Source organism: Arsenophonus sp. aPb, assembly GCF_029873475.1.
Lineage (GTDB): Bacteria > Pseudomonadota > Gammaproteobacteria > Enterobacterales > Enterobacteriaceae > Arsenophonus.
The window spans coordinates 93,680-106,821 of the sequence record NZ_CP123499.1; the positions used below are offsets into that span (position 1 = coordinate 93,680).

The following is a 13,142-nucleotide window of genomic DNA, read 5'->3' on the forward strand; positions in this document are numbered from 1 at the left end:
AGGTGTAAGTAAAAGAAATTTTTTAGGCAGTACTAATGGAGAGAAGAACCTAAATTAGTAACATTATTTAATATGCCTTGCGGGGGCAAGGCATATTAGTTATCGCATATTGAATCATTTTCCGTTGTTCACATCCCTTTTGTCAGACTAGATTTGGTTTAACGCTTTTTGCTTTTAAATCATTTTTCAGCTTATTAATTTGTGATGAGTATATCGCTGAACCCTTTTTTTCCTGAGTTCTTTGTTGATTAAAAAAACATATGCTTTGTGGTTAGTTTTACTTATTTTTTAGCCAGCCACGGTGATTTTGTACTCCAAAAAATGATATCGGCTCCGAGGTAATCTTCAGCAAATTGTACAAACTCGGCCTTGCTGAATGGCTTACCCGTCTTTTTATTTATGTAGGTTAAGGTTGGCTCCTGCACTGCCATGGCAACAAGGGCTAATTTATTTTTGTATTGATTGAAGAAGGGGTATGAGTTTTTCATTTGCGCCTTACGATTGGGGACAATATCAGGTCCACCGAGGCCAATGTCATGAGTACTGGCGAACTTGAATAATCGGCTCATATAATTTTTGTCATTGTTCCATTCGCACGGCCAGAAATTAACATATTGCACTACATGTGATTTGGTAAACACCTTTCGTGCAAAGGCGAGATTTTCTATTTCACTGGCGAAGTAGTTATCACAGGAAAATCCTTTAGGTAGAGCATTCTCATCTAAATCAATGGCAGTTTCAGGTAAGTTCACTCCATATATCTGGCCATCAAAACGCTTAGCAAGTGCAGCCAATAGCGCTTGATAACGATGACGTACCGCAGGATCCCATTGCTGTGCCACCCAACCAGAGCCTACCATATTTCCCTCACCTGGATTATCAAACTGTGGTGACACTCCACCGTTATAAATTGGATCATTCAACAGATAATCAGGAACGTAGCGGGCATTTGGTTCGAAAAATCGATCTTGAATCTGGATAAATAATTTTTTTCTAGCTTTCTTAAGGCGTGACAGATCCATTTCAATCTTCGAGAAGTCGTATTTGTCTCTTTCTGGTTCGAGTAAACGCCAATTGTAAACAATCTGTACGCCGTGAATATCGCTACGTTCTAAAATGGCTGATACCGATTCGAAATCATCGGAACTGGTATAAATGAAGTTTTTCGGTTCTTTAGCAAAGGTTGATAAGGGCGTTACGATAGTGAGGCTAACCGCTACGATGATGAGTTTTTTTCTCAATATCTTTTTGATGATAGTAAACATGATATCCACAAGTTCGTTACTTATAAGTCAAAATCTAGCACAAAGAACACGTGACGCGCTATGTTTTTAATTTGGGGCAACAGCCTTAGTTTAATGTGCAGAAAGAAGATGATTTATACGCGTATACAGCAAAGAAAATTCTGATTCTTATTGAACAAATAGCAATTAAAACATAACTATGAAAATTTATTATGTGAAATTTAACAAGAATATAAATATAAACATACTAAATAACTAAAGCTTATTATTGATTCTTGTGATCCTTATAAAACTCAATCGTCATTTTTAATCAAGAAAGATAACTGAAGAGTAATTGTTGTAATGGACAATCTAATAGCGATTAAGTAATTAATGAATATAAACGACAAATTTTTTAACAAACACAAAAGATATGCGAGTTCTTTTTTACTATTGCTTAGTGAATGGTAACCTCTTTTTTAGCTAATTTATTATAAAAAATATTTTATTATAATATTAGTGAATAATGTTTTTATTTTATATGTTAAAAATATAATTATTTTCAGCATAAATAACCAACTATTCATTTATGAGATGGATATTTCTTTACACTATTAATAGATTTTTGATAGGGTAATTTTACAATTTTACTTATTTCTTTAGTATGAAGTCGTTACATGATTGCTCATTTTTTATTCAATTGAGGCAAGTAAATTTATACTGTAAATTAAAATAGCGTTAAAAAATTCATAGCAAGAATATTTTTATTTTAGTGTCAGGGAGTGATTTTATGAGGGTTTTTTGCTGTTTTCTCATCGTAATGAAAACTTGTTTATCAATATTTAAACGTAAGCTTCTATTATATTTTCTCTTGATAAATAAATTATTAAATAATGTTATTCAGATTAATTATTTTGAAAATCTATTTTGTCTAGATGCTTTTCTATTAAATGATAAGCAAAATTATCAGGTTAATTCTGCTGGTGGGCAATATCAATGGATGCTTTTTACACTGATTAACGATGAAGACCCCTGTTCTGCCGATTAAATTTTTGCATTGGGGAGCAGTTATCTGGCTCTTTATTTGTTTGCTATTAATAGCATTATTAGCATTGTTACCGAATGTACGATTTAGTGACAATATTCTAACGTGGTTACCGCAAAAAAATTTAAACCATCCATCTCCTTCGCTTGATAATGATTTTATGCAGCCGGTCGAGCAACAATTACTATGGTTAATAAGTCCGGGAAAGCAGCCAGATTCATCGGTGGCAGAACATTGGTTAGCATTGTTGCGTTTAGAACCTGGTATTAGTTATGTTAAAGGCCCGATTAATACTCAACGACAGAAACAACTAGAAGGAAGCATACTTTCTCATTGTCGTAAAGATGAACAATTTCCAGCGGAACCAGTATTACAAAATCATAATAATGCTCATGCTCAGTGGATATTTTCTCAAATTTATGACGTTTTATCTGATAATTACAAAAATTCTCTTATTGATCCTCTAATAATAATGCCTAATACTTGGCAAAAATTAGCACAAAATACCAGTCAGTTATGTCTACAAAATGGCTGGATTATAATACAAGATTATCAAGGGCAATATTGGTATCTTATTTATGGAGAACTGATAGATTCGTCTTTTAATATGCATAGAATCGATCAGCTAGTAACAAATTTAGAAACCAAAGCGAAACAATTTACGGCTGATTATCCACAGGCACAAATTTTATCACGTGGTACTATGCTATATAGTGATTATAAGAGCCAGCAGATAAAAGAGGATATTTTTACTTTTGGCATTATTACCGTATTGGGAATGGGTTCACTAATCTTGGTTATTTTTCGTTCATTTCGTTCATTATTACTTTGTTTTTTATCAATTGGCATTGGTGCGTTAGTTGCAAGTATTACTACATTATTCGTGTTTGGTGAATTATATTTAATTACGTTAGTAATGAACATAAGCATCATAGGGCTATCGGTAGACTATTCTCTTTACTATCTCACAGAACGTATGGTTTATGGCCATCAAGCAGATCCTTGGCAAAGTCTTAAAAAAATACAAGCGACATTATTATTAGTACTTATTACTACTGTAACTGCTTATATTATTATGATGTTTACGCCTTTTCCTGAAATTTGCCAAATGATATTTTTCGCTGCAGTAAGTTTTATTGGCTCATATTTAACGGTTGTTTTTTGGTTTCCATGGTTATGTCGTGGCATACCAGTAAGAGCAGTACCCGCTAAAACTTTTATATTGTTCTGGTTTAGAGCTTGGCAACGATACAAAATGTTACGTATTGGATTACCACTTTTTGTTGGTATAGCGTCATTAGTTGGATTGGCAATGTTTAAAATTAATGATGATGTCTCTTCGCTTCAAGTGTTGCCTCCAGTGATTTTATCTCAGGAAACTATCATTAGTTTAACCACTAACAAGAGTGATCAAAAATGGTTTATGATCTATGGTGATAATTCTAAAGAAACATTCAAGCGTCTTAAAGCTTTTATTATGAAACTTAATATAGCGAAAAAACGTGGTTGGTTAACAAATTATCATCTTATTCCATTTGATTCAGAACAAAATCAATATCGCGATACGACCCTTGTTCGCAATCTTACTTTAACAGAAGACCAAGCCAATCATCGTACAGGAAATGTTTTAGAAAAATTAAAAATGACTTTAATGCTAAGTCAAATTGAGCAATATGCTGAAAATTCAATCAACGAGAGTTGGCGTCTGATATGGACAACTTTGGCAGATGGTAGAAATGGTATTTTGATTCCGGTAGATGGTGTTAACAATAGCGCTGCGCTTTCAGCCTTAGCTGAAGCACTTCCAGGGGTAGAATGGATAGATAGTAAAGCGGTTTTTAATGAAATATTTAGCCTATATCGTATGATTATTGCGGGGTTGTTATTTGCGGCACTTGGCGTGATTGCTGCTTGTATGATAGCTAAATTGGGTCTATGTCATGGGGTGATTAGTTTATTACCTTCAATATTGTCATTAGTCAGTAGCCTTGCCATGCTAGCGTTTACTGGACATTGCCTAAATATTTTTTCACTATTAGCTTTGGTTTTAGTGCTGGGCATTGGTATTAATTATACATTTTTTCTGACTAATGCAAATAATGAACCACTTAGTGCTTTATTTACGATTACTTTAGCTATGATGACAACACTTTTGACTTTAAGTGTACTAGTTTTTAGTAATAGCTTAACAATTAGTAGTTTTGGAATTGTTTTATGTAGTGGGATTTTTGTTGCTTATTTGTTATCACCCATGGTGATGTTTAAATGTAAAGAAAAAATTACTATAAAATTTAGTAGCTAACTCATCTTAATATTACTTTTTATTTATCATAAACTTATATTCTATAATCAGCTGCATCTAAAGACTGACGTCATAAATTTTATAACATTAAACTAATTTATAATTAGCTAAAACTGCATTAATGTTAAATTTTTGTTGACATAAATCTTTTTGCTAAGTAGATTTCGAATGCCGCAATGGTTATTTCATCGTTTCAGGAATTAAATTCATTTTATCTGGTTAGGAAAAGTTTTTATAGTATTGATACTTTGCGGTGTAAATAAAAGTTAAAGATCGCATGTTACTTAGAACGTATAATTTTTTATTATATTAATCTTTATTAGTAGTTATGAAGTAGGTATTTATTTAAAGAATGGAATTTAATATAGCATTTGTAGGTGTATACGGTAAATGTTCTAAAAATTATTTAGTTTGGGATAATTGATGGTTAGAAAATATTAAATTACATGTTTTCATAAAAATTTAGGGGGGTAAATAATGAAATATAAACAAATGACCCATCAGGAAGCTGTGAAAAGATGTTATGAACTTACACCACAACTGCGTGAATATGATGAATTTATGTACTTAAGCGTTCGCTGGCTTCCTTACACTATGTTTTTTCACCAAAAGAATTATCGATCAGCTGTGATTAATACCGATGAAATGGGCTTCCGAATAAGTAAATCATTTTCTGGTTGGGTTTCACCAACTAATTTTCCAACCGATGAATTAGTTAACATTGTTATTGGTGGTTCGACTGCAATGGGAACCGGAGCTACTTCGGATGCATATACAATTTCTTCGATACTTTCTAAGTTGACTGGAGAAATCTGGCTTAATTTTGGTGGTAGTGGATATAATTGTGTGCAGGAAGCAATTCTTTTTATGCTGAATCAGCATCGGTTTAAAAAAATAAAAAATATTATTATCTTAAGTGGTCTTAGTACATTAACTTTTGAGGGGCTTCCCGACGATTTTACCTCAGAATATGGTAAATATTATTATTCTTACGAACTGGTTCATTATATGAATAAATATAATGAAGATTTAACGTATGGAATGAATTCTAATGCGCTATGCGATAATAGTGCTGCAAAAAAGTTTATCCCAAGGCTTGCTGATAGATTAAATAATTGGCTTGATGATCTTGCTCAAAACCCAATGGAAAAGGAATATACTGATACCTACGTAGATATTAAGGAACGTATCAATCGAGCAGTTAAAATGACGGTTCAATCAGCAGTTCAGATAAAACAATTAGCCAAAAAGCATGATGCTAAAGTGTATTATATCCTTCAGCCACTATCTCGATGGAGCAAAGAGCAATTTCATAAAGAGGAAGAAGCGATGTTTTATGCAGTAAAGGCTTGTGCAAATAAGTTTTGGCAATTATTTGATCATTTATGTGCCTTAGACTTACATAAAAAGTATTCCTCACAGCTTGAAGCGGGTTGCCAAAAAGAAAACATACCTTATTATGATATGAATTTTTTAATGAGACTATCACCTAAAATTCACGATAATATTTATGTTGACCACCTTCATTTTAATAATTTAGGATATGGAGAGCTAGGAAGGTTAATTTATGAAAAAATTCTTAATTAAATGATGGAGATTTTCAGCAATATTCATGTTATTTTATTTTTAATAATAGAAAATAATTAAATTAGTCTATTTTATGTTAACTATTAATATATTTATATGATTTTCAATGTAGTATTAATTATGAACATCTCTTTTATCAAAAGATAGAACAGAAATTCCTTATATAGTCAGCTACATGACATCTTGTCTTTTCGTGAAGTTATGTCTTTTTGACGAGCAAATTTATTTACTGATATATTGTGTCGCCTTGTTGTCGATCTTAATAATGCTTACAGCAAATATAAGATAGTATTAAAAAGTAATTGGTTAAAAAATATTGTCGACTGAAGAGAAAATAAAGCTCTTTTCTGCCTGCATAAAGAATAAATTTGTTCCATACAATAGGGTTCAGAATATAGTTAGGCAAAAATATTTTCTTAAATTTTGAATAGATCTATCAAGTTATTCCATGTTTAATTGAAAAATTGGTTATTTTGTTAGTGCAAATTGATTTGGCAATTGCTAGATTTGGAAATTAATCCCATTAGTATTGTTGGTTCCATTTCCACGTAGTAATTATCTTATTACTACTATAAATAACAAATTTTTGCTAATCAAAATGCCTCACCTACTTGGAAATAAAAGCCAGTACTATTGCGACCCATACCAAAATCTAATCGAATATTCATTCTAGGTTTAAATTCGAATCGATAGCCTATACCAACAGTGGGTAACCATTGATTAGCGCCTAGTTTTGATGGTGAGTCACTAAGTGTGCCTGCCCCAATCCAACCAACGATACCATGGCGCCAATCTAACTTGCGACGATACTCTAATTGGGTAGTAAAGACATTATTATCACGATAACGCCCTTCATAATAACCTCTCATCTGATTTGCATTACCTAATAAAGAGAGATGATCCCAAGGAACTGAACCTGAAGTAAAACGGGCATAATTATCAACGGCTAAAACGCTATTTTCTGATAGTGTGTAATAGGCAGAATATTGTAACTGTGTGCTTTGAAAACGATTGTCGCTAGCTAGTTCTGGAGAAAAATAGCTATATATAACTTCAAGGGCTTGACCATGTCGGGCGTTAGGTAAGAAATCACGTGAATCATAATTGAAATGGGCACTAATTCCAGAACTACGTATAGAGCGACCACCTACTGTTTTGGCAAAATAATTTTTACCACGTTCATCTAAATCACTAGCATTGAGTGATGAAAAATCCCAACCTAACCCTATATAAGTGTTATCGACTATGCGATAAAGTACTCTTGGCCTGATAGCAAATTCTTGAGATTTATATTCCACTTTGTTGTGGTCATTTTTACCGGCAGAATAACCTTTTCCCCAATAGTAGGTGGGGATATTATTTACCGTACCGGAAATAAATAAACGCCATTGTTCTGCAGATAAAAAATTATAATTATTAAAATTTAGTCCGAAAGCGCCAGTCGCTGATGCAAATCCACTTACACCTAATGATGAAGGTTGACTAATTTTATCATTTTTATCAATACGATATAAACCAACTAATGCTACACCAACGCCGACGCTCATTTCTGGTGTATAAAAAGGGCCTGGCAATAATCCCCAGTCGATAGTTTTAGTTTCATCAAAACGGTTTGCTCCACCCAACTTTTCAAGCTCGCGATCGATATTTTGTCGTTCGGGCAAAATGTTGGCGTTGGCCGTCGTCGACACAGCAAGTAAATTAATTAAAATTAATCTTATGATGTTACGATAGAAACTCATTAAAAAACTCAGCTCCCCTGGGAAATAAAGTCATTACGGCTATTATTGGCGCCGATTTTAGAAAAAATATTACAATTAGTATTAATCCAAGCCTTACACTTATCGTTATAATTTGATTTATTTTCTAGATATTATGCGATTTTGTAGTTGGTTTCTGAGCTTTTTATGTGGTGTTTTTATATTGTGTCACTAAAGTTCGAAAAACATAATGATGACGATGATATAGGGATTTTATCACATTATCAAACATTCTAACTTAGTGTGGCATGTTATTGTGAATATTTAATTAAAAATAGGTAATAATATTGCCAGAATGATAAATTTATTATTGCGGGCAAAATTAACTTTCAATTAATAGTGAAATTTTATTATTATGTTATAAATAATTTTTTTTAATTTTATTGGTGAGCATTTAATTAGCACAAATATTACAAAATTTTTTTGTTTTATTTATTACTATAAATAAACGGATGTTTATAATTTTTTATTGTTAATTAATAAAAAGAGTTTAATAAATGATGATGGCTTAAACTTTTTTGTTCGTTACAGGAGTCTAAAAATTGACTAATCGTTATATCAAATATATCACAAAAAATATAGATTTTATCAATAGTAATCAGGCTAATACCATTTTCGTAACGTGATAATTGTTGTTGTGATATGCCAAGGTTAACCGATAATTCTTTTCCTGTCATTCCATTATATTTTCTGATTTTTTTAATTTTTCTACCTAATAAACAAGCTATCTCTTGGCGTCTTTTCATCAAGTGCTCCAATTAATATTGGGTTTATTTTAATTCTAATTAATCGTCTAAGAAAATAAATATGGAAAAATATTTGGAAATCAGAAAATAAATTATCTGATTTCCAGATAAAAATTAGCAAAAAAATATTATATATTTTAACTTAGGTTAAAAAATTACTAATTATAAAAAATAAATCAAATTAGAATAGATATGTCATTCCTAACATGATGTCATGGCTATGTAATCTGGACTCTAGATTGCCTTTTATATTTATTGGACCTAGATTTGTTACACCATTTGTTTTGGTTTTTCCAGCATTGATATAACGGTAGCTAAGATCTAAAGCCAGATTACTATTAATATCATATTTTACACCCGCACCAATACTCCAGGCAAAATTATAATTGACTTTTTTACCCGACAGTAATTCAACGTTATTGTTCTGATAATCAGCACTAATATTCGCAGTTCGATTATTTTGCGCAACACCCACGCCAGCTAAGACATAAGGTGTAAATTGGCTACTATTCTCTAAATCATAAATTGCATTTACCATTAAAGTATTGATTTGAATTTTATCTTTCATTTCTATATCTAAGGGCTGACTTGCAATTTCTGCACCAGTTGAACCATTTTTTTTCAGATTACTTCTGGCAGTAAAATCTAATTCCACTCTGACCGGCAATTGAAACATAGGTTTAAAGTTATAACCTAATGCAATTCCGCCTCCTAAGGCACCAGAAGGAATATTATCTAATTTTCCACTTTCATCAAAGATGTTATTACTATTCATTGCAGCAGAAATTGAACCCGTAGATTTTGTTGATTGTACAACAGAGCCACCAATTTTACCGGTGACATACAATCCTGTTTGGTCTGCTGCATTTACCATGGTGGCAGGCAATCCCGTTATTAAAAATAAAACAAGACACTTTTTCATACAATGATTTCTCCGGTTTAATTGATATCAGAATATATTAATAATCAACTGACTAACCTTTCTAAATTAATCAGAATAAAGCCTGTAAATAATGATCAGAAATAATCAAGTATGCTCTGATTAACTATTATTATATGGCTTATATTTTTTATTATGTTGAGTAATTTTTGTCACATGAAAATTACTTAGCGGTAATATAAAGTTAACTTGATGAGATTTAAACAAGAGTACTCTCAAAAATAAGAAAATAGAAAAATGGAATATGTTGTTTTTTAGTCAGAGATAATCATGATTAATTAGAATCATTTTTTTTATGAGTTAAAGCTTCTAATTGGAACAATAAGGTTTTTATAGCCTCATTGTTTTTTATATCAATGCTATTTTTTTTAATTAAATTTTCAATTGAAGATATTAAATTCGCTATGGTATGATTATTATTTTGTAAAGCTGCTCCTTTCATTCGATGTAAATAGTAGTTGATATTATTCGTATCATTCATAGTGCTAGCTAAACTTAAGTTTTTAAAATCTACGGTTAATATTTTATAAAATAGTTCATCGTTATTATTAGTATTAATATTTTCAGATAGCTCTTCTATATTAGAATTTAAATAACTCCATTTAGTTAAACATATGGCTAAGTCTTTTAATGTTATCGGTTTTGATAAAATATCATTGCCACCATGATTAATGAATTGTTCAATATGCTGATTGCTGGTATTCGCAGAGATGGAAATTATTGGTGTAGTAACCCGATTTTGTATTTTTTCTAAATTTCTTATTGTATTACATACTTCATATCCCGTCATGTCAGGCAGAAAACTATCTAATAGTACTAAATCATAATAATTTTCTTGTTTGAATTTTTCTATTGCATCATTACCATTTAATACATATTCCCAATCACAGTTTAAAATATCTAATTGCTTAGTGATAACATCAATATTATATATATTATCATCAATAATAAGAATCGATAATTTACTTAGTGTACTGATTTTTTCGATACTTATTTCTTCATCTTTATTAATATTTATTATTTCATTAGATTTATCAGCTGGGATAACAATTTTTATTTCTGTACCAATATTTTTTATACTTTTAATTGATAAATCAGCCTTCATAATCTTAGAAAATTTTTTGCAGATGAATAATCCAAGACCACTACCCGTTTGATTATAATTTAATTGTTTATTGGCATCTTGAAACCATGGTTGGAAAAGTTTTTTTTGTTTTTTTTCATCGATGCCTATGCCAGAGTCTTTTATTAATAAAAATAATTTATTTTTTGTATATTTAGCAGTAAATAAGATATATCCTTGTTCTGTAAATTTTATTGCATTAGATATGATATTTCGCATGATTTGACGTAATTTATCAGAATCAATATTAATATATGTTTTTTCAGGAATAAATGATTTATAAATTAAATCTATTTTTTTTGATTCAGATAAAGGAGTAAATTCATTTTTTGTTTCAATAAGTAACTTATTGATATCAATTGTTTTGTTGTTTAATTTTAGTTCTTTTGCTTCTAATTTAGAAGCATCTAATACATTATTTAGAAATGATAGTAAAGCTACGGATGAATTACTTGAGATAGTTGTAAACTTCTCCAGATCCTTATTTTTTAATTTCAATTTTAATATTTCTAGTGATGCTATGATTGCATTTAATGGTGTACGAATTTCATGACTCATCATAGAGATAAAAAGTGATTTTGATAATTCATTATTTTGAGCTGATATTTGCGCTTTTCTGATATAAAAAAGTAATGTTAATAGGAATAAAAATATTAAAATAGCGGTAATTATTTCAAGATAATAATATTTTAATATCATATTAAATGGTGGTGCGGTGATATCTAATTCATCAATCCATTTTTTATATATTTCATCACTTCGTTTGGCAGAGATACTATTTAGCGATTTATCAATAATTGATTTTAATATTGGCATATCGGATGAAATAGCCATAGTGATATTGGTGTTTAATTCAGGAATAACACCGGAAAAATTTAAATGATTGGCATAATATTTGTGGACCAGAGGCCAAAATATAAGGTTTGGACCTATAACGGCATATGCATCACAGGTATCACACAGCTGATTTAAGCTTGAAATTGCATCTTCTTCTGGGATTAGTATTATCTGGGGGTAGTGTTCTTTTAAAAAAGCTTCATAAGAACTATTTCTTTTTACCACAACTTTTTTCCCATCAAGTTGATGAGGTGTAAACATAGATGGTGCATCTGGTCTTGTGACGATTACTGCTGAGGTGAAGATATAGGGATAGCTTTGTAACCATTTTTTATCATTAGACGTTTTACTAATAAAATTAGCAATAATTTTTATATTTTTTTCTTTTTGATCACGATAGATAAATTTTAATCCGGTTTTTTTTTCTATTTCATTTAAATATTCGCGAGATATGCCATGATGAACATTATTATCAATATACTCTATTCGATTATTAGGAATGATAGTATAATAAATGACAGGGTTATGCTTTAACCAATCCCGTTCAATTTGATTAAATTCTGTCGCTAAAGTAGTAGTCGGTAAAATTAAATTAAAAATTAGGCTAATTAATTTAAATTTTTTCATTTTTCAATATTTCGTCTTTTATAATAAATAATTGATGATCGGCAGTTAAACCTAATTTTCTAAGTGCGGTTTGTTTTTGTCCACTTATTGTTTTTATACTGCGATTATATTTTTGGGCAATCATTGAAACAGTTAAACCATCGAGAAAACAGCGAATTACTTCTAACTCTTTTTTAGATAAATCAGAAACGGAGACATTTGATAATATAGAGTTTGGTGAATTATCAGTGATACTTTCATAGTGAAACTCAAGTTTTTTTAAACTGTCAAATACCTGATTAAAATAATATTTTCCTTTATATATCGCATCTACTGCATTTATTAGCTGTTGCTTTTTAGCATTTTTTTTACTTATAAAACCTTTTGCGCCACATCTGAAAATTTGTCCTATTATGGCAAGATCTGAATAGGCAGATATAACTAATATTTTTAATTTGTTATATCTTTTATGGAGATCCTTTATCAGGGTAAGTCCATCTAAATCTTCAGGTGATAAGGCATAATCCATGACTATTATATCAGGTGTATTGGCAGCTAAATATTTTTTTAAGTCATGAGAGTTTGTGTAACTATTTAATACTGAAACATGAGTTGATTCCAGTTCTTTTTCTATGCCTGATAAAATTATAGAATGATCATCAAGTACAACTACTTCTATTTTTTTCATACACATCCTTTACAGTAGCAGAAACTGGAATAGTTTTAAGAATGTCACTTTTCTATTTTAAACAAAATCTTCAATAATTAATTTTTAATTATAATGGAAAAATAACTATTATAAACAAATTATTATATTTTTTTTAATAATGTTTTAAGTAGATTGTTAAATGGGTAATTATTGACGTGAGAGACAGCCCCCAGCTTTAATAAGAAATTTTATTATTTTAACACTTAAAAAATAATCAAAATGTTGCTAATTTAGACTGTGATTTATCTAGATGGAATTATAAAT

8 protein-coding genes are annotated in these 13,142 nt (G+C 30.3%); 2 read left to right on the forward strand and 6 right to left on the reverse strand.

All coding sequences use genetic code 11. The features are described 5' to 3' along the window. Positions 1-281 precede the first annotated feature (281 nt). A complete protein-coding gene (locus QE177_RS00335) occupies positions 282-1,265 on the reverse strand; it encodes a hypothetical protein (RefSeq protein WP_280550797.1) in 984 nt (327 codons plus the stop codon). Between the two features lie 980 nt (positions 1,266-2,245). Here QE177_RS00335 and QE177_RS00340 point away from each other — a divergent pair. Both QE177_RS00340 and QE177_RS00345 read left to right on the forward strand, forming a co-directional pair. After that, positions 2,246-4,570 (forward strand): MMPL family transporter, encoded by a 2,325-nt coding sequence (locus tag QE177_RS00340; RefSeq protein ID WP_280550798.1) that lies wholly within the window; start codon positions 2,246-2,248, stop codon positions 4,568-4,570. Positions 4,571-5,047: 477 nt separating this feature from the next. Then, positions 5,048-6,157, forward strand: a complete 1,110-nt coding sequence (locus QE177_RS00345; protein ID WP_280550799.1) for an SGNH/GDSL hydrolase family protein — start codon at positions 5,048-5,050, stop codon at positions 6,155-6,157. A 593-nt stretch (positions 6,158-6,750) separates the two neighbouring features. On the opposite strand, the gene QE177_RS00350 is transcribed toward QE177_RS00345, so the two are convergent. The 5 genes from QE177_RS00350 to QE177_RS00370 form a co-directional block, all read right to left on the reverse strand. Continuing rightward, positions 6,751-7,899 carry a BamA/TamA family outer membrane protein gene (locus QE177_RS00350; protein WP_280550800.1) on the reverse strand — a complete coding sequence of 383 codons (1,149 nt, stop codon included), beginning with the start codon at positions 7,897-7,899 and terminating at the stop codon, positions 6,751-6,753. 494 nt (positions 7,900-8,393) lie between these two features. Further along, positions 8,394-8,663, reverse strand: coding sequence for a helix-turn-helix transcriptional regulator (locus QE177_RS00355; protein WP_280550801.1), 270 nt, complete (start codon positions 8,661-8,663; stop codon positions 8,394-8,396). 181 nt (positions 8,664-8,844) lie between these two features. Continuing rightward, positions 8,845-9,585 carry a porin family protein gene (locus tag QE177_RS00360; protein ID WP_280550802.1) on the reverse strand — a complete coding sequence of 247 codons (741 nt, stop codon included), beginning with the start codon at positions 9,583-9,585 and terminating at the stop codon, positions 8,845-8,847. A 292-nt stretch (positions 9,586-9,877) separates the two neighbouring features. Further along, positions 9,878-12,190 (reverse strand): ATP-binding protein, encoded by a 2,313-nt coding sequence (locus QE177_RS00365; protein ID WP_280550803.1) that lies wholly within the window; start codon positions 12,188-12,190, stop codon positions 9,878-9,880. Continuing rightward, the gene (locus QE177_RS00370) at positions 12,177-12,857 is read right to left on the reverse strand and encodes a response regulator transcription factor (protein ID WP_280550804.1); all 681 of its coding nucleotides are present in this window, start codon (positions 12,855-12,857) and stop codon (positions 12,177-12,179) included. The genes QE177_RS00365 and QE177_RS00370 overlap by 14 nt, the downstream gene beginning before the upstream one ends. Between the last annotated feature and the right edge of the window lie 285 nt (positions 12,858-13,142).